At 68.1% G+C, this 17,169-nt stretch carries 16 protein-coding genes; 4 read left to right on the top strand and 12 right to left on the bottom strand.

Translation table 11 applies throughout. The annotated features are described in order from the left end of the window. Window positions 1-262 precede the first annotated feature (262 nt). Window positions 263-601: an HU family DNA-binding protein gene (locus E8A74_RS15885; RefSeq protein WP_136929855.1), complete on the top strand. Its 339-nt coding sequence runs from the start codon at window positions 263-265 to the stop codon at window positions 599-601. Window positions 602-776: 175 nt separating this feature from the next. On the opposite strand, the gene E8A74_RS15890 is transcribed toward E8A74_RS15885, so the two are convergent. Together E8A74_RS15890 and E8A74_RS15895 are read right to left on the bottom strand one after the other, a co-directional pair. Next, window positions 777-1,391, bottom strand: coding sequence for a hypothetical protein (locus E8A74_RS15890; RefSeq protein ID WP_232379574.1), 615 nt, complete (start codon window positions 1,389-1,391; stop codon window positions 777-779). A 123-nt stretch (window positions 1,392-1,514) separates the two neighbouring features. Further along, on the bottom strand, window positions 1,515-1,808 hold the full coding sequence (locus E8A74_RS15895) for a hypothetical protein (RefSeq protein ID WP_136929856.1): 294 nt from the start codon (window positions 1,806-1,808) through the stop codon (window positions 1,515-1,517). A 205-nt stretch (window positions 1,809-2,013) separates the two neighbouring features. Here E8A74_RS15895 and E8A74_RS15900 point away from each other — a divergent pair, with 205 nt between their 5' ends. Then, window positions 2,014-2,847 (top strand): hypothetical protein, encoded by an 834-nt coding sequence (locus E8A74_RS15900; RefSeq protein WP_136929857.1) that lies wholly within the window; start codon window positions 2,014-2,016, stop codon window positions 2,845-2,847. Between the two features lie 97 nt (window positions 2,848-2,944). On the opposite strand, the gene E8A74_RS15905 is transcribed toward E8A74_RS15900, so the two are convergent. From E8A74_RS15905 to E8A74_RS15920, 4 genes are all read right to left on the bottom strand, one after another. After that, window positions 2,945-4,219 carry a serine hydroxymethyltransferase gene (locus E8A74_RS15905; RefSeq protein WP_136929858.1) on the bottom strand — a complete coding sequence of 425 codons (1,275 nt, stop codon included), beginning with the start codon at window positions 4,217-4,219 and terminating at the stop codon, window positions 2,945-2,947. After that, window positions 4,216-5,544: a dihydrolipoamide acetyltransferase family protein gene (locus tag E8A74_RS15910; RefSeq protein ID WP_136929859.1), complete on the bottom strand. Its 1,329-nt coding sequence runs from the start codon at window positions 5,542-5,544 to the stop codon at window positions 4,216-4,218. Before E8A74_RS15910 ends, E8A74_RS15905 begins: the two co-directional genes overlap by 4 nt. Window positions 5,545-5,673: 129 nt before the next feature. Beyond that, window positions 5,674-6,429: a glutaredoxin domain-containing protein gene (locus E8A74_RS15915; RefSeq protein ID WP_232379575.1), complete on the bottom strand. Its 756-nt coding sequence runs from the start codon at window positions 6,427-6,429 to the stop codon at window positions 5,674-5,676. Further along, entirely contained in the window at window positions 6,426-8,438 is a 2,013-nt protein-coding gene (locus E8A74_RS15920; protein ID WP_136929860.1) for an ABC-F family ATP-binding cassette domain-containing protein, read from the bottom strand. Before E8A74_RS15920 ends, E8A74_RS15915 begins: the two co-directional genes overlap by 4 nt. 104 nt (window positions 8,439-8,542) lie before the next feature. Here E8A74_RS15920 and E8A74_RS15925 point away from each other — a divergent pair, with 104 nt between their 5' ends. Next, complete coding sequence (locus E8A74_RS15925) at window positions 8,543-9,166, top strand: hypothetical protein (protein ID WP_136929861.1); 624 nt, start codon at window positions 8,543-8,545, stop codon at window positions 9,164-9,166. 405 nt (window positions 9,167-9,571) lie between these two features. Next, complete coding sequence (locus tag E8A74_RS15930; protein ID WP_136929862.1) at window positions 9,572-10,867, top strand: iron-containing redox enzyme family protein; 1,296 nt, start codon at window positions 9,572-9,574, stop codon at window positions 10,865-10,867. Window positions 10,868-10,977: 110 nt separating this feature from the next. Here the strand turns inward: E8A74_RS15930 and E8A74_RS15935 are convergent, their stop codons facing one another. From E8A74_RS15935 to E8A74_RS15960, 6 genes are all read right to left on the bottom strand, one after another. Further along, the gene (locus tag E8A74_RS15935) at window positions 10,978-12,117 is read right to left on the bottom strand and encodes a DUF4388 domain-containing protein (protein WP_136929863.1); all 1,140 of its coding nucleotides are present in this window, start codon (window positions 12,115-12,117) and stop codon (window positions 10,978-10,980) included. Window positions 12,118-12,124: 7 nt separating this feature from the next. Further along, the gene (locus tag E8A74_RS15940) at window positions 12,125-13,150 is read right to left on the bottom strand and encodes a two-component system sensor histidine kinase NtrB (protein ID WP_136929864.1); all 1,026 of its coding nucleotides are present in this window, start codon (window positions 13,148-13,150) and stop codon (window positions 12,125-12,127) included. 79 nt (window positions 13,151-13,229) lie between these two features. After that, window positions 13,230-14,987 carry a coiled-coil domain-containing protein gene (locus E8A74_RS15945; protein ID WP_136929865.1) on the bottom strand — a complete coding sequence of 586 codons (1,758 nt, stop codon included), beginning with the start codon at window positions 14,985-14,987 and terminating at the stop codon, window positions 13,230-13,232. Between the two features lie 19 nt (window positions 14,988-15,006). Beyond that, window positions 15,007-15,735: an OmpA family protein gene (locus tag E8A74_RS15950; protein WP_136929866.1), complete on the bottom strand. Its 729-nt coding sequence runs from the start codon at window positions 15,733-15,735 to the stop codon at window positions 15,007-15,009. 16 nt (window positions 15,736-15,751) lie between these two features. After that, window positions 15,752-16,126: a roadblock/LC7 domain-containing protein gene (locus E8A74_RS15955; RefSeq protein ID WP_136929867.1), complete on the bottom strand. Its 375-nt coding sequence runs from the start codon at window positions 16,124-16,126 to the stop codon at window positions 15,752-15,754. Between the two features lie 189 nt (window positions 16,127-16,315). Beyond that, window positions 16,316-16,732, bottom strand: a complete 417-nt coding sequence (locus E8A74_RS15960) for a V4R domain-containing protein (RefSeq protein WP_211365370.1) — start codon at window positions 16,730-16,732, stop codon at window positions 16,316-16,318. Window positions 16,733-17,169: the final 437 nt, after the last annotated feature.

Genomic DNA, 17,169 nt, shown 5'->3' on the forward strand with positions numbered 1-17,169 from the left:
TCCTCCTCCTTCACATCCGCCGCCGCGCCGAACCCTCACCGATGCCTGTTTTCAGGCTGTTTTCGTGCCTTTTTGGGACCTTCGCCTCGGCTGCTTGCCCCAGTTCCGGCCCGTTCGACGCCTGGTAGAGCGACTCTCCGCGTCGAAATCGCGATTTCCCCCGAAGATTTCGCTTTTTTCGCGACGCACGCCGTGTATGGTTCACCCGAGCTGAGCGCGCGGCGAGGGGCCGCGCGCGACGCGGAGCTCGGAGGAATTTGCAATGGCGACCAAGAAGAGTGCTGGGGGCGGGGCGAAGAAGTCGTTGAGCAAGAGCGCTCTGATCCAGGCGATCACGGAGGCTGCTGGGGACGAGATCTCCCGCAAGCAGGTCAAGAGTGTGCTCGAGTCTCTGGTCACGGTCGGGCACCGTGAGCTGAAGAAGTCGGGCGTCTTCACGCTGCCGGGCTTTGCGAAGTTCCGGGTGGTGAAGCGGCCGGCGACGAAGGCCCGCCAGGGGATCAACCCCTTCACCAAGCAGCCGATGACCTTCCCGGCGAAGCCCGCCAGCAAGTCGGTGCGTGCGCGCCCGATCAAGGCGATCAAAGACGCCCTCGTCTGATAAACCGCTGCTCCCGTCGCGGCAGCAGCGCGCGACGAACGGCCCCGCGAGTTCGCGTGGGCCGTTCGTTTTTTGTGGTCCCAAAGCAAAAAGACGAGGCGCTTGGGGCTCCAACGATCTGCCGCAGCGCGGCGCAGCCCTCCGCGAGCGGAGAGCCGCGCCGCCGCGGGAGGCGTCACTTCTTTTTCTTGTAGATCTGGATGGCCACGGGGCCCGAGCCCGTCTTCGCCGTCGCGTTGACCTTCACCATCGCGGGCACCGGCCACGGCCACGCGTAGCAGCTCGTCTTCTGGCCGATCGACGCTGACGAACCCGCCTCCTGGTCCACCGCGAGCGTCGGGTTCGCGGCGAGGGCGCCGAGCTGCGGCGGCAGCGCCGTCGCCATGTCGAGCGTCATCGCCAGGTTGAGCTCCGTCACGCCGCCCGCGCCCTGCCCGATCACCGTGTAGCAGAAGCCCGGCTCCAGCATCATCGTCGGCGTCGAGGCCGTCTGCCCCTCGGGCACCACCATGCAGAGCTGCCCACCTTCGGCCTTCATGCCGGGCGCCTCCACCTTCTCGCGCCCCTGCAGCATCGTCGTCAGCGCCAGCGACTGCACCGAGTCACACGCGGCCACCGTCGGCGGGGGCGGGGGCGGCGGGGGCGGCGGCGGGGGCGGGGGCATGAAGCCGGCGTCCGGACCCGGCTGCGGCGGCGTCTCGGGCTCGCTCCCGCAGCCCGCCGACATCACCATCACCATCATCGACACGGCCGCCGCAGCGGCCCCCATGCACACCATCGAACGCGTCATCGGACCCTCCTCGAAGCTCGAGGGGCGCGCATGCGCGCCGCGCGAGACAGAGTCGCGCTCATACACCCGAACCCTAACCGGGGCCACATCGCGATGAGGCCGTTCGAAGCGCGACCGGCTGCGTCATCGGATGGGCACGCCGAGCTCCTCCATCTCTCGCTGGATGCAGATGCGGGCCACGATGAGCGCGCGGGCCCGGAGCGACTCGTCGAGGTGCGCGGCCGTGTTCGCATCGTCGAGCGCCTCGCGCAGCATGCCGCGTTCGAGGTTCGCGATGGCCCGGCACAGGTGGTACTCGGCGCGCTCCGCCGCGATCCCCATCCCCGCGCCTGGCTTCAGCTCTTCGTCCAGGAACCAGCGCGCGAACGTCCCGGGCGGAGTGTCCGCCCCCTTCGGTCCCCCGCTCCTCTGATCCATGAGGTAGTTTACCTCACTGTAACGAGGTGTGCAGGGCGCGGCGCGCGGCTCGTGGGGGCGCGTGGGGACGAAAAACGGCTTTCGACGATCCGGTGTTGCTTGACGCCCGTCCAATCCGTCGGAAAGGCACACGTAAGTTTCACGGGTTCCCCGCGTTGATTGATAGGGTAGGACCCAGATTCGCCCGATTCCCGAGGAGGTCGCCTTGATTCGATCCATTGTCATCTCGTCCGCGCTGCTCGTCGCGCTCGCGCTTGCGACCGGCTGCGAGAAGTCCGACGACTCTCAGCCGGCCCAGACGGCCGCCAACCAGCAGCAAAACCCCTACCAGCAGTACCCGCAGGGGCAGTATCCGCAGGGGCAGTATCCGCAGGGGCAATACCCGCAAGGGCAGTACCCGCAGGGCCAGTACCCGCAGGGGCAGTACCCGCAGCAGCAGCCGTATCCGCAGCAGCAGCCGTATCCGCAGCAGCAGCCGTACCCGCAGCAGCAGCCGGCTCCGCAGCAGCCGGCCCCGCAGGGCACCACGGCGCAGCCCGGCGGCTTCCAGTTCCCCACGATCCCCGGCTTCCCCGCTCCGGGCGGCACGACGACGACGGGCGGCACCACGACGCAGACGAGCGGCGGGGCGCAGGCGCAGCGCATCGACCCGAACCTCGCGGGCGCGGCCACGCTGCCGCTCACGGCGTTCGCCCAGCAGTCGGCCCCGGGCATGCAGCGCGACGGCGCTGTGGCCGCGGGCAACTTCTCCGAGGGCAGCATCCTCGAGGAGCCGGTCAACCTGCAGCCGGGCAAGTGCTACACGGTGCTCGCCGTCGGCGCGGGGCCGAGCGAGGTCGACATCTCGCTCGTCGCGACGACGCCCGTGCCCGGCATGAACCCGGTCCTCGCGCAGGACAGCGGCAGCGGCCAGCAGGCCTCGCTCGGCGGCGGCGGCAATTGCTACAAGTGGCCGTGGCCGATGGCGGGGCAGGCCAAGTACGTCATCAAGGCGACGCGTGGATCGGGCGTCATCGCGGCGCAGCTCTACTCGAAGTGACGTGACATTCGCCTCGGAATGAGGCGAACCCAAAGACGACGGGGGCGTAGCTCGACGAAGCGAGCCGCGCCCCCGCGGCTTTTTGTGCGGCGTTTCGTCAGGAGACGATGCCGGGCGCGGGGAAGCTCTGGCAGAGTTCCTTCACCTCGCCGGCGATCCGGGTGATGCGCGCCTCGTCCTGCGGATGGTCGGCGACCTCGGCCATCCACGCCGCGATGAGCTCCATCTCCTTCGGGCCCATGCCGCGCGACGAGATCGACGGCGTGCCGATGCGGAGCCCCGAAGGATCCATGGGCTTGCGCGGATCGTTGGGGATCGAATTGTAGTTGCCCACGAGCCCCGCGCGATCGAGCGCCTTCGCGTACGGCTTTCCGCCGATGTTCTTCGGCGTCATGTCGACGAGCAGGAGGTGGTTGTCCGTGCCGCCGGTGATCAGCCGGAAGCCCTTCGCTTCGAGCGCCGCGCCGAGGACACGCGCGTTCTCCACCACGCGCGCCGCGTACTGCTTGAACGACGGCTCCATCGCCTCGCGCGCGGCGACCGCGATCGCGGCCGTCGTGTGGTTGTGCGGGCCGCCCTGCAGGCCTGGGAACACCGCGCGATCAATCGCGGAGGCGTGCTCGGTCTTGCAGAGGATGGCCGCGCCGCGCGGGCCACGGAACGTCTTGTGCGTCGTCATCGTCACGACGTCCGCGATCCCGATCGGCGACGGATGCGCCCCGCCGGCGACGAGGCCCGCGATGTGCGCGATGTCGGCCGCGAGGATCGCGCCCACCTCGTCCGCGATGGCGCGGAACGCGGGGAAGTCGAGCGTGCGCGGGTAGGCCGTCGTGCCGCACCAGATGAGCTTCGGCCGGTGCGTCCGGGCGAGCTCGCGCACCTGGTCCATGTCGATGCGGTGATCGTCCGCGCGCACGCCGTAGGGCACGCTGTTGAAGAACTTGCCCGTGATGCTGACGTTCCAGCCGTGCGTCAGGTGCCCGCCCGCGGGCAGGCCGAGGCCCATGATCGTCTCGCCGGGCTTCACGAACGCGAGGTACACGGCGAGGTTCGCGGGGCTGCCCGAGTAGGGCTGCACGTTGACGTGATCGGCCCCGAAGACCTGCTTCATGCGGCTCCGGGCCAGCTCCTCGACCTGATCGATCTGCTGCTGGCCCTCGTAGTACCGCTTCTGCGGGTAGCCCTCCGAGTACTTGTTCGTCAGGACCGACCCCGTCGCTTCGAGGACCGCACGCGAGACGTAGTTCTCGCTCGCGATGAGCCGGATCGTGTCGGCCTCCGCGCGCTCCTCGCGGCGGATGAGCTCGGCGATCTCCGGATCGACCTCGGAGAGCGGGCGGTGGCCCTCGGGCTTCGTTGTCGCGGCGGTCATCCGACTTCGAACTCCCCGCGGCTCAGCAAATCTGCGACGCGCCAGAGGAACGAGTTTGCCAGCACGCCGTCGACGATCCGGTGATCGTACGAGAGCGCCATGTACATCACCGGGTGGATGGCGATGACGTCCTCGCCGTCGCGCGTCACCACCACGGGCCGCTTCTTGATCTCGCCCATGCGCAGGATGCCCACGTTCGGCTGCGAGATGATCGCGCCGCCGAAGAGGTTGCCCTTGAGGCCGGGGTTCGAGACCGTGAACGTCGTGCCAGCGAGGTCGTCTGCGGTGGTCTTGCCCGCCCGCGCGCGCGTCGCGAGTTCGTCGATCTGCGCCGCGACGCCGCGGAGCGAGAGTTGATCGGCGTGCTTGATGCTCGGCACGAGGAGACCACCAGGCGTCTCGACCGCGACGCCCAGGTTGATCTCCTTGAGCACGACGAAGGAGTTGTCGAGCACGCGCGCGTTGAGGTGCGGGTGCTCGCGCAGCGCGCGGACCGTCGCCGCGCAGATGAAGGCGAGGAACGTGAGCGGCACGCCCTCCTTCTTGAAGCGATCCTTGTGCTGGTCGCGCAGCTTCGTGGTCGCCTGCAGATCGACCTCGGCCACCGTGACCACGTGCGGCGACGTGATCTTCGAGTACGCCATGTGGTCGGCCGTGATGCGACGGCGGCGCGAGAACGGGATGACCTCGTCACCCGGGCGCGGCGTGTACGGCGGCACCTTGTACGCGCCATACCCGACGCCCGGGATCGGCGGGACGAATCCACCACCCGACTGCACGAGCTGCGCGAGCTCCGGGGCGGCCATGATCGGCTGGGCGGGCACGTGCGCGGCGGGCGGCGGAGGCACGGCGAACGCGGCGGGCGCGGGCGCGGCGTGGGCCACGCGGCGCACGTCGTCGTGCGTGATGCGCCCGTGCTCGCCCGTGCCTTGCACCTGGCTCAGGTCGACGCCTTCTTCCCGCGCGAGCTTGCGCGTCGAGGGCGAGCCGAGCGGCTGCGCCGTGGACTCGGCCTTCGTCTCTTTGGGCGCCTGCGGCTCGGCGGGCGCGGGGGGGATGGCGGGGCGCACCACGTCTGCGCCGGCCGTCGCCGTCTCATCGAGGCGGCAGAGCAGCCCGCCCTTCGGGACCACCGCCCCTACGGCCGCCACGATGCTCTCGACCCGCCCCGCGGAAGGAGCGGGGACCTCGGTGTCGGCCTTGTCCGTCGCGACTTCCAGGAGCGGCTGCTCCCGCGCCACGAAGTCGCCTTCACGCACGAGCCACTTGGTCACCGTCCCCTCGGCCACGCTTTCACCGAGCTGGGGCATGACTACGTCGATCATGGAGTTCGCTCCTGGAAATCCCCGCGCTTTCGGGTCTGGCTCGCGGGGGGGCCGCTCGTATACGCCTTGCGCCTGGCGAGGGCAACGTGAGCGCACGCGCAGAGCGACGATCTTGGGCTTCTGCCGGTGTCAGAGCGCCGTGCCCGAGGACGCCTTCGCGAGCGCGCGGTCGACGGCGCGGGTGCTGAAGCCCACGAGGATCTGCCCGCGGATGTCGATGACGGGGATGCTGCCGCCGCGCTGGCCCGACTTTTCGAGCTTGTCGCTCATCTCCCGTGCGGCCTCCGGGCTCGCCTCCACATCCTTCTTCACGACGCGCACTCCCTTGGAGCGCAAATAATCTTCCGCCTGGTGGCAGGGTTTGCACCAGTCCGCGCCGTAGACGATCACCGTCAGATCCGAGGCCACGACGGGCGGCTCGTTCGTCGGCTTCGCCCCTTGCGTCGCGCTCGGCGCGCCTGTCGGCGAGGGCGGCGGGGGAGGGGCGATCTTCGCGAGGTACGCGCTCCGCCGCTTCTCCACCTCTGACTCCCACGCGCGCCGCGTCATCGTCCGCGCCGCGTACGTCCCGTCGTCGCGCTTCTTCGTCAGATCGACGACGTAAAACAGGTGCTTCGTCCCGTCCTCGCGATCACTCACGACGACACGCACGAGCGATCGACCCTCCGCCGGCACGTCCGCGGGCTTGAGCTCGACGTGCATGTCGCCCTTCTCGTCGATCCACGTGAGCAGGAGGTTCGGCGTGTCCTCGCCGATCGCGAGCGCCGGCAGCTCCTCCGTCGTCGCGAGCGGCGTCGTGCCATCGTCTTCTTTCTTGCTCGAACACGCGGCCGCGTTTTGCAAGGTGAAGAGCGCGATGATTGCGAAGAGCGCCGCGCGATTCACGCCGTCCTCCCCACGTCTTCAGCCGCGAGCTCCTCGCCGAGCGTCATCCACTCCGTCATCGCCGTGTCCACGCGCCGCGCCAGCGCTTGCTCCTCGGACACCATTTTCGCGAGTTTTTCCCAGTCCCCGCCCGGGTCCTGCTTCAGGCCCTCGCGCATCCGTCCGAGCTCGGCCTCACCCTTCGCGATCTCCTCTTCGAGCTCCTTCACGCGCTTGCGCTTGCGCTCGATCGCACGCGACGCGGCCTTCTCCGCCTCGAACGCGCGTTTCTTGTCGAGCGGCGACTCCGGCCCCTTCGCCTGCGTCACGACCGTCGACGCGCTCCGCTTCACCGCGCGTTTCGCGCGCCCGTCGTCCTGGGCGCGCGCGTCCTCGTCGGCGCCGTCGTCCTCCTCGAGCGGGGTGCTCGGCCGGGACAAACTCGCCTGGAAGTCACGGTATCCGCCGGGGAAGAGCTCGATCTTGCCGCCGTGGAACGCGCAGATCCGCGTGGTCACCGCGTCGAGGAAGCGGCGATCGTGCGACACGAGCACGACCGATCCTTCGAAGCTCGCGAGCGCCTCCTCCAGGATCTCCGCCGCCGGGATGTCGAGGTGGTTCGTCGGCTCGTCGAGGAACAGCAGGTTGCGTGGTTCGAGCAGGAGCTTCGCCAGCGCGAGCCGGCTCCGCTCGCCCCCGGAAAAACCTTCCACCTTGCGCAGCGTGTCGTCGCCATAGAAGCGGAACCGCGCGAGGTACTGCCGCGCTGCGTCCACGTTCATGTCGCCCCGCACGCTGCGGATCTCCTCGACCGCCGTCTTGTTCGGATCGAGCGAGCCGAGGTGCTGATCGAAATACCCCTCGCAGAGGTTCGTGCCGCGCTTGACCTCGCCTTGGTCCTCCTCGGCCCCGCGCCCCGCGAGGATCTTCAGCAGGGTCGACTTGCCACACCCGTTCGGGCCGAGGATGCCGATCCGCTCCCCGCGACGCAGGAGCAGTTCAAACCCCGAAAAGAGCTGCCGCCCGCCGCGCTCCGCCGCGAGCCCCCGCGCGTCGAGCACGATGTCTCCGCTGCGCGGCGCCTGCACGAAGCGGAAGGCCACCTTCTCCGCCCGCGCCCACACGTCCTCCGGCCGGTCGACGGTCTCCAGCTTGTCGAGCATCTTCCGCCGGCTCTGCGCCTGCTTCGTCTTTTGCCCCGCGATGTTCCGCCGAATGAACTCCTCGGTCTTCGCGACGAACGCCTCTTGCCGCTCGGCGAGCTCGCGCTCCCGCTCGAGATCCTCCTCGCGTGCCTCCGCGTACTGCGAGTACGCGAGCGGATACACGCGAAAACTCCGCCGCCCGAGCTCCATCGTGATCGGGCAGAGCGCGTCGAGGAACGCGCGATCGTGCGAGACCACGAGCATCGCGCTCGGCAGGGCCGCGAGGTGCCGCTCCAGCCACGCGATCGTCTCGATGTCGAGGTGGTTCGTCGGCTCGTCGAGCAAGATCAGGTCCGGCGTGTTCGCGAGCGCCACGCCGAGGTGCAGCCGCCCGCGCTCCCCGCCCGACAGGCTCCCGAGCGCGCGGCCCATGTCCTCGTGCGAGAAGCCGAGGTGCGCGGCGAGCATCTCCACGCGCCGCTCCAGCGCATCCCCGCCCGCCAGGTGGTACTTGTCCGTCGCGTTCGCCAGCCGATCGAGCGCTTGTTTCGTCCCGCTCGCGGCCGCGTGCGAGGCCTCGTCGAGCTCCTTCCGCAACGAAAGCAGCTCGTCGAACCCCGACAGGAAGGCTTCGAGCACCGTGCCGACCTTCGGCAGTTCGTGGGATTGCCGGACGTACGCGACCCGCGTCCCTCGCTTGATCACGACCGAGCCCGCGTCCGGGACGAGCTCCCGCGCGATCAGCCGCATCAGCGTGGACTTTCCCGCGCCGTTCGGCGCCACGAGCGCGGCCCGCTCCCCCGGGGCGAGCGAGAACGTCACCCCTTGAAAGAGCTGATTTGCGCCGTACCCGAAGCCGAGGCCGGAGACCTGAAGGACGGTCATGGCCGGCAGTCTTAGCATGTAAGACAGGAGTCACCCGACATCCGGCCCCGGGGGACGCCGGAACCTCGCGCCATCCGTCCCGAACCTGGATAGGATGTGCCCCGATGACGAACGCCACGGACCTCGAACCCACCGCCCTCGCCTGGACCGAGGAGCTCGCGCGCGCGCTTCAAACGCGTACGGCGTGGAGCCAGCTTGGCACGGTGGAGATCGTCGAGCACTCGGGCGCGGCCACGCTGGGAGGCGTGATCGATCGTCGCCTCATCCGGCTCGAACAGGGCAAGCCCGTCCTGGAGACGCTCGAAAAATGGCGCGGCACGGCCGACGGTCGCATCGTCGACAGGCTCGTCGTCCAGGCGAACACGATGCTCCTTCGGCGCTTGCCGCCGGCGCGCGTGGTCGAGCCCTTTGGCCCCGCGTGGCTGGCCGAGTTCGAGTCCAAGGGCCCGATCGTCGTCCTCGGCACGGCCGCCGATCTCGTGCACGCCGTGCGCACGTTCCGCGATACGCCGCTCGGCGGCCGCATCCGCCCATCGGCAGCGGATTGCAGGCCCGGCTCCCTCGTGGCGGTGGCCGGCGAGGGGCTCACGGCGACGATGGTGTGCATGGTTTCATTGTCGATGACGCCGCAGGGCATTCACGTCGTCAGCGTCGTCGACAACAAATCGCGAACGAACGCAAAGCTCTCGCGCGCCGACGCCACGCTCGTCACCCCGCGCACCGTCTGACCCGCCAAAAACGTGCTTGCACCGGCACGGGCACGATTCTCACGTTCCCGCGCACTGCATCGGTTTTACCAACCAGATTGGTGGTGAATGCCGTGAAGTTGTGCGTTGTCATTGAAAAGAATGGGAGCCCATGTAATTGACGGTATCCATTCAAACCGTTGACGGGCGAATTTCTGTGAAAAGAATGGGAGCCCATGCAATCGGCGGTATCCGTTCAAACCGTTGACGGCGTATTTCTCGGGTGAGAGACGTGAAACGCCTCGCTACGCGACCCCAAACGGGATAGATTCGAGCCTATTCATTCGTCCCAGCCGATAATGCGGCGGGACGAGGCGCGTGACGCATCGCAGCGGGCGAGGGTCCCGACGCTGCGGCGTCAAACCCTGGTCGATCGAGGAGAAGTGTATGTCCGGAGAGGCGAAGCAAGAAACCAACCATGTGGGCGGCTGGGATTCCATGCCGCCTTCGTCGCGCGCGCCGGCCTTCGTGACGACGCCGGTGGGGGCGAACGATCCTGATCGGAAGGGCGCCGAGGCGGCGCTGCTCAACCTCAAGCAAGCCCAGGCCGAGCACCCGTTCTGGCGGAACCGCTTCTTCAAGGCGTGCACCGCCGGCCAACTGACGAGGGCCGATTTTCAGTTCTTTTTCGGCCAGTACTACCTCTACAACCGGAACTTCACGCGATACCTCGCCGCGCTGATGGCGAACTCGGACAACGATTACCATCGCGCGCGGCTGTCGGAGAACCTGTGGGAGGAGGGCGGCGGCCTCGAGACGGACAAACGCCACGCCGAGATCTTCCGCAAGTTCCTGCGTGAAGCGCTCGAAATCGACATCGAAAAGACGGACTATCTCGACGCCACGCGCTTCTTCGTGCGCGAATTCCTCGATTTTTGCCTCCGCTCCCACCCCGCCGCAGGCTCGGCCTTCCTGTCGCTCGGCACCGAGGGCATCGTCTCGCGGATGTATACGATCATGGTCGAGGGCATGCTCAAGGCCTCGATCCCCGAGGAGTTCCTGAGCTTCTTCCGCATTCACATCGGTTGCGACGACGAGCACGCGCAGACGCTGGAGGACATGATGGTGTCCTACATGCACACGCCCGACTGGTACAACACGTGCCTGTCGTCGATGAATTACGCGCTGAGCCTGCGTCACCGCTTCTTCGAGAGCCTCTACGACGCCATCCAGGGGCGCAAGCTCCAGGGCGTGATGAGCCGCATCCAGGCGCGCCGCTCCCTCGCCCCCCAGTACCCCGATCCCAGCCTGATCCGCTTCGCCTCGGGCCAGCACGGCGCCCCGCTCTACGAAAACGAGACCGAGCGCCAGAACGTCAAGGCCACGGTCGAGCGAATGCCCTTCAAGTCGGAGATCATCGACACCCGAATCGTGCGCATCGCGCCCGGCAAGCTCAACGAGCGGCACAAGCACGCCCACGAGATGATCCTCCACATCGCGGAGGGCGCCGGCCGCGTCCAGGTGAACGAGTCGACCGTCGACGTGAAGGCCGGGGACACGGTCTTCGTGCCCCGCTGGTCCCTCCACCAGACGCAGAACACGGGCGACGGCGAGCTCGTGATGCTGGCCTTCACGGATTACGGCCTCACGCGCCGCGCCTACCAGAACGAGCCGCCGGCCCGCCCGGCCCCGCGCAAGGAAGAAGGCGCGGTCGCGCAGGCCGTCGCCGACGCCGAGGAGTAAACCGCGGCGCGCGCCCCGTCCCCCCGGGCGCAAAAAACGAGAATGGCCCGGCGCAGGCAGCCGGGCCATTCTTCATTTGGGGCCCAATGGTTTGAGCCCGAACGGATCTCTCAGAATCGCTTCGAGGGATCCTGGTCGAGCTTCTTCAGGTTGAGCTCGATGCGGCGGTTGCCCGGGTCGAGCTCCAGCGCCTGCTGCCAGAACTTGCGCGCGTCCTCGCGCTGGCCGTTTCGCAGCGCCGTGAAGCCCTGATCCATGAGCGAAGCGACCTCGCGCTCCTTGAGGCGCGCCGCAATCTCCTCGGGCGTCTCCTCGGGCGGCGGCGGAGGCGGCGGAGGCGGCGGAGGCGGCGGGGGCGGCGGCGGCAGCGGCGTGAGGTCGCGCGGCACCGGCGGCGCGTTGAGCGCGTCGAGGCGCATGCGCGCGTTCGTCGGGATCTGCGCCTTCTGCTGGAAGCCGGGGTCCGGCCCGAAGTCCCAGTCGTCCTTGCTGCCCTGCTGCTGCGTGATGCGGCCGGGCCGCACCGAAGGCCGCGGCGCCTCGTCGTCGGACGGGCCGAAACGCGCCTTCTCGTCGAGCTTGCGCACGCCCTCCATCAGGATGTGCTGGTAGTCGCCGTTGATCGTGCGCTCGAAGTCCGGCGGGAACGGCGCCATGTTGAAGACGCCGTCCTCGACCGCGATCATCTCATGCACCGCGTCCTCGCCGACCAGGTTGTTCCAGATGGCGTGCACGATGTCGCCGTTCTGGATGAGGATCACGCCCGAGAGTTGCCCGCGCGCGATGCGCAGCGCCGTCGTCTTGCGGCCGAGGCAGAGCATCTGGATGACGTCGACTGCGGACAGCTCGGAGAGGCTCCCGCCCAGGCCATCGGGCTTATCCATGGCCTGCAGGAGCGCCGCGCGCAGCTCGTGCAGGTCGAAGGGCTTGCGCAGCAGCTTGAGGCAACCGACGGCGTGCGCCTTGTCGCGGATCGTCGCGATGTCGAACGCGGTCATCACGATGGCCCGCGTGTCCGGCGTCTCTACCGCGGCCCAGCAGACGAGGTCCATGCCGCTCATGCCGGGCAGGTGGACGTCGGTCACCAGGATGTCGATCGGCGTCTCGCGCAGGATTTGGCGGCCCACCTCGGCGTTCTTCGCCAAGAGGACGTCGTACCGATGGTTGTCCTGATAAAGAAACCGATGGAGGGCGAGGACGATCCCGTCCTCGTCGTCGACGATCAGCACTCTGTGGCGTCGTTGAGCCATGGCTGTTCTACCTGCCGGTCATGATGGGCAACGTGATCGTGACGCACGTTCCCGAGACGTTTCCGCTCCGTCGACCGATCGCGATCGAGCCACCGTGGTCGGTCACGATTCGATAGCATATCGAGAGCCCGAGCCCCGTGCCCGTGGGTTTGGTCGTGAAGAACGAGTCGAAGACTTTGTCGACGATCTCCTCGGGGATCCCGCTGCCCGTGTCCTCCACGTGCAGGACCATCCGGTCGTCCTCGATGCCCGCGTGGACCCTCAGCTCTCCGCCCTCCGGCATCGCGTCGGCCGCGTTGATGAAGAGGTTCAAGAGGACCTGCTGGAGCTGGTCCTGATCGATCCAGAGCGGGCGAAGCAGGCCGTACCGGGTGCTGAAGTGGATGTTGTTGAGCCGCCCTTCGGCCGCACCGCGCGCGCGGTTCAGGATGGTCGGGAGATCGGCCTTGGTGCGCCGCGGCGGCCTGTGGCGCACGAACCCGAGGAGCTGGCCGAGCATGTTGTTCAGCCGGTCGATCTCGCGGTTCACCGCGTGCAGCGAGTCGCCAAGCCCGGCCTCGGCGGCCTCGTGCTCGATCGACTGGATCGTCGCTTTGATCGCGGCGAGCGGGTTTCCGATCTCGTGCGCGACCATCGCGCACGCCTTGCCGACCTCGGAGAGCCGCTCGAGCTGCCTGCGCTCGGCCTGGAAGCGCTCGGTCTCCGTGACGTCGTGCATGGAGATGATCGTGCCGAGCCGGTTCGAACGGAAGAGGCGATAGCCGACGATGGTCTTGTTGCCCGCTTCGTCGAAGGCCTCGACCGTGAGCTCTTTCATGCGTGGCGGGCCGTCGCGCCCGCGCTCGCTTTCCACGTGCTCGAAGATCTTGTTGATAAGCGGGGCACCCCCCGCGCGCCGCGTGATCAGGTCGTCGGCGACGCGGTTCGTCACGACGACCTCGCCCCCTTCGTCCACGATCACGACACCCACCCCGATCTCGTCGAGCAGGGTGGTTCCCGATGAAAACGGTACGTTGGGACGGTTCTTCCTCATGATTTGGAGCGGGGCGGCGCAGCGTAGGCGCAGCGATCGTCCATGCTACGCCGCTCGCGCCACCCCTGGGGCCTCAACGTCAACCGTAGCCAAAGAGCTTGGTGACCGTCTTCACGACCTTCTCCTCGGCCGGATCCGGCGCCTCGTCGCGGAAGCCGAGCACGCTGAGCGCCAGCGTCTCGTCCGACCACCGCAGCCATCGCGTTCGCATGACCACGTTGTTCACGTCGAGGATGTGGATCACATGAGGCTCGGCGATCGGCAGGAGGTTCCTCACCCGATCACTCACCTCGGACACGACCGAAGCCGCAGCCGCGAGCTCGTTCTGGTACCGGACCTCGCCGGCCGCCGCGATCACGAGACCACGCGTATCCGCCAGCACGACCGCACGCCCGCCCGTGTCCTCGCGGAGCAGCGAGCTCATGCCTTCTTCGAGCAGCGTCTCCAGGCGTTTGTCCGTGTTGCGGAAGCTGATCGGACCCGTGCTGATCGGCGCCTGGCTCGGCGGAGCCTTCTCCATCGAGCGCGCCGCCGTCATGGCGAAGGCCTGCGCCTCGAGGTCGATGATGCGGCGCCGCAGGTTCTTCGCTTCGATCGCGATCGCCTCGAGTTCCTCGACCCGCCTGCGCAGATCGCTGTTCTCGTTGGCGTAGTAATCGAGCTCCGCGGCCTTCTGCTCCAGCGTGCGCACCCGGAGCGAGAGCTCGTTGTTCTTCTTGTTGAGCGCCTCGGCTTCCTTGCGCAGCTTGTCGGCCTCGGCCGCGCTCGCGCCGCCGCCGCTCGCCGCGGCGGGCGCGCTGGTAGCGGCAGCCTTGAGCTTCGCCTCGAGGTCCTGCACCTTCGCGCGCGCGGAGCCGAGCTCCATGCCGAGCTTCGCCGCCTCGTTCGCGGCTTGCTGCAGCGTGCCGATCTGCGCCTGGAGCTGCTGCACCTTGGTCTTCTCGGCCGCGAGATCCTGACCGACCTTGCCCGCGTCGCCCGTGGACTTCTGCGCCGCCGCGAGCTTCTGCTCGAGGTCGCGCACCTTGGTCTTCTCGGCCTGGATGTCCTGCGCGAGCTTGCTCGTGCCTTCGGCCGTCTTCTGCAGCGCGGCGACCTGCGTCTGGAGCTGCTGCACCTTGGCCTTCTCGGTCGCGAGCTCTGCGGAGAGCTTGTCCGAGCCGCCTTGCCGCGTCTTGAGCTGCGCGTTCTCCGCCGTGAGCTGCTCGGCCCGCTGCGCCGACGCGCGGAGCTGGTCCGCTTGCGTTCGCGCCTCGCGGAGCTGCGCCTGCGCGGCTTGCACCTGCGCGTTCGATTCGGCGAGTCGACGCTCGAGATCTTGCCGCGCGCCGTCGTCCCCGCGCCCCGCTTGCGCCTGGGCCGTCGCGGCTTGCAGGCGTTGCTCGAGGTCGTGGGCGCGTGCGCGCTCGGCTTGCAAGGCCTGGGCAGCTTGATCGGCCGCGGCCACGCGTTGCCGGAGCTCGGCGTTCTCCTGCCGGAGCTGGGCCTCCGCGGGCGAAGGACCGCTCGCAGCGGCCCGCGCGCGGTTGACCTCCGCCTGGAGCTGGTTCACCTGCTCGCGGAGCTTTTGCGCTTCACCCTGGGCCTTCTGCGCTGCCTCGGCGCGCGCACGCTCCGCGGAGTCGGAGGCCGAGCGCGAGAGGTCCGCGTTCTGCTGCTGCAGGGCCGCGACCTGGGCCTCGGCTTGCTGCCGTGCCTCTTTTTCGGCCTGGACGAGGCTCGGATCCGCGGCGGCGCCGTTCTTCGAAGGGAACGCCCTGCTCACGAGCAGACCGGCCCCGAAAAACAGGCCGGCTCCTGCCGCGGAAGAAAGCCATATCGATTGGATCAGGTCCATTCCTTCCTCAAGTCCTCGGCTACCGCCACTCGATCTCGACGCGCCGGTTTCGGGCCCAGGCCGTCGGGGTGTTGGTGGAATCCGCGGGCTTCATGCCGCCCACGGCCTCGGTCGTGATCCTGGAGTGCGGAATGCCGTTCGCGTGGAAGAAGTTCTCCACCGCCGCGGCGCGCTTGCGGCTGAGCTCCAGGTTGTGCTCGCGCGATCCGAGTTGATCCGAATGCCCCCGGAGATGGATGCGCAGGCTCGGGTTCGCCTTCAGCTGCTTGAGGACCTCGTCGAGCGTGCTCTTGGCCGACAACGTCAAGAGATTCGAATCGATCTCGAAGAGGACGTCGGAGATTCCCGCGGGTTTGTCGCCAGAAGCCACCGCCGGGGGCGGTTTCGGAGCCGGCGGGGGCTCGGGCTCCGACGTGGGGGCCGGCGGGGTCGCCGCGGCCACCGAGACCACCGGCAGCGCGGAGGTCGTCGCCGTGGGCTCGGGCGCCGTGTTTTGCGGCTCGGGCGTAGGCGTTGGTTTGGGAGGCGGCGCGACGGCGACGCTCGGGCCAGGCGTAGCCGTAGGCCTTTGCGCCGAGGCCTGCGCCGAGGTGGTCGACCCCGGCCGAGCCCCGGTCACCTGGGCCTGCTTCGCCTGCTCCTCGGCGTACTCAGGCGCGAGCTTGAGGTTGACCAGCCCGAGGTCCGCGAGACCGAGGAGCAACAGCCCACCAAAGGCCAGCCGAGCGTTTCCAGTCGAGTTAGCCATGACAATCAGGCCGCCGTCATACGATCTTGGACAGCTCGGTCACGCGCCGGCGAATATCGAGGAACACGAGGCCGAGCTTCGCGTCGGGCGTCGTGAGCACGATGAGCAGCGCTTCCGCGCCGACCGCGTTCAGGATGACGTAGCCTTGACGGCCACGCACGTACGTCTGCTCCATGGCGCCACCCATGAGCTCGTGGGCGATACGCTCACCGACACCGAGGAGCGCGGCGGCCATACCGGACACCAACTCTTCGTCGATCTCGTTCGGGAGCAGCGACGCGATGATGAAGCCGTCGGTGCTCACCATGGCCGACCCGATGATGTCGGGCGATACCGAACGAAGATTGCGAAGAATTTCCTGGATTTTTTCGACTCGACTTCCAGCTGCCACGTCTCCTCCTGTGCGGGCAAGCCGAGCCCGAGTTCGTACTCGAGCTCATAATCAACCCGGGCGCCGCGTCCGGGACATGTTCTGCCCTCTCGCACTGCTCTCCGGCGTCCCTCGGGCCTCCGTCTACGCCGAGGCCCCTCGGAAAACCGGCGCGTGGGCGAGGCCGCCACCTCTACGTGGCGGCATCGTCTAGCCCAATTCGACCGTCACCTGGCACGTGCCTTCGCCATTGGCGCCGCACTTCGTCTCGTACGCCTTCGGCTTCTTCTTGATCAGGACCTCGGTGATCCCGGCGACGAAGCCGACCTCGAAGTGGCAAATCCGCTTCGAGATGCTCGCCATGCCCGCGCACGTGATGCACTCGTCCAGGTCCACCACGAGAAGCTTGTCGTCAAGCTGGCGAGGGATGAGAATGCCGATACGTGAATCGCGCACGAACTGGACGACCTCCTTGAGGTATTCGTCCGTGCTCGGCTTGTACAGCATCTGGCCGGCTTCCTTGCCGAGCTCCCTACCGCCGTTCTGGAAAACGACCGCCGCCCCGCGCCCCAGCACCTCCTCGACGTACCCGGCCGAGAAGTGACGGAACACGCGAAAGACCAACAACGGAATGTCGTTTCCCAGAATCGGCCTGTGGGTCTGAGCGACTTCTTGGATGAGACCCATTAGAGCACCTCATTGTCCTTGGATTGACCTGAACTCACACCAACCTCCCCGTGTGGCGGACCAAACCGTGCGCGGCCGGCGCGGGGACTCCCGCCACCCACCGCCTGCATACGCCCTCGCGCAGGCAGGGCAGCGGCGGACCCGCGTGCCGGCTCGGCGGGGTAGAGGCAGAGTGTACCGTCGGTTCGACCATCGCGTGAAAAATCGGCGGGAAGTCCAAGCGTTGACGTTGCACCCCGGGGCGTGTGCCTACGAGGTCGCGGGGGCCGGGGGCGGTCCATGGACCCGCCCCGGGTTCCGCAGAAACCTTGAACCAAGGCAGGATAGACTGAAACGGACCCCGATGCTAGCCAAGAAATCCCCGCCAAGGGGCTCCG

Source organism: Polyangium fumosum, assembly GCF_005144585.1.
Lineage (GTDB): Bacteria > Myxococcota_A > Polyangia > Polyangiales > Polyangiaceae > Polyangium > Polyangium fumosum.

Bases quoted from the DNA above. Each gene is read 5' to 3' on its own strand.
- E8A74_RS15885 (WP_136929855.1), top strand. From the start codon at position 263: ATGGCGACCAAGAAGAGTGCTGGGGGCGGGGCGAAGAAGTCGTTGAGC.
- E8A74_RS15890 (WP_232379574.1), bottom strand. From the start codon at position 1,391: ATGACGCGTTCGATGGTGTGCATGGGGGCCGCTGCGGCGGCCGTGTCG.
- E8A74_RS15895 (WP_136929856.1), bottom strand. From the start codon at position 1,808: ATGGATCAGAGGAGCGGGGGACCGAAGGGGGCGGACACTCCGCCCGGG.
- E8A74_RS15905 (WP_136929858.1), bottom strand. From the start codon at position 4,219: ATGACCGCCGCGACAACGAAGCCCGAGGGCCACCGCCCGCTCTCCGAG.
- E8A74_RS15910 (WP_136929859.1), bottom strand. From the start codon at position 5,544: ATGATCGACGTAGTCATGCCCCAGCTCGGTGAAAGCGTGGCCGAGGGG.
- E8A74_RS15920 (WP_136929860.1), bottom strand. From the start codon at position 8,438: ATGACCGTCCTTCAGGTCTCCGGCCTCGGCTTCGGGTACGGCGCAAAT.
- E8A74_RS15925 (WP_136929861.1), top strand. From the start codon at position 8,543: ATGACGAACGCCACGGACCTCGAACCCACCGCCCTCGCCTGGACCGAG.
- E8A74_RS15930 (WP_136929862.1), top strand. From the start codon at position 9,572: ATGTCCGGAGAGGCGAAGCAAGAAACCAACCATGTGGGCGGCTGGGAT.
- E8A74_RS15935 (WP_136929863.1), bottom strand. From the start codon at position 12,117: ATGGCTCAACGACGCCACAGAGTGCTGATCGTCGACGACGAGGACGGG.
- E8A74_RS15940 (WP_136929864.1), bottom strand. From the start codon at position 13,150: ATGAGGAAGAACCGTCCCAACGTACCGTTTTCATCGGGAACCACCCTG.
- E8A74_RS15945 (WP_136929865.1), bottom strand. From the start codon at position 14,987: ATGGACCTGATCCAATCGATATGGCTTTCTTCCGCGGCAGGAGCCGGC.
- E8A74_RS15950 (WP_136929866.1), bottom strand. From the start codon at position 15,735: ATGGCTAACTCGACTGGAAACGCTCGGCTGGCCTTTGGTGGGCTGTTG.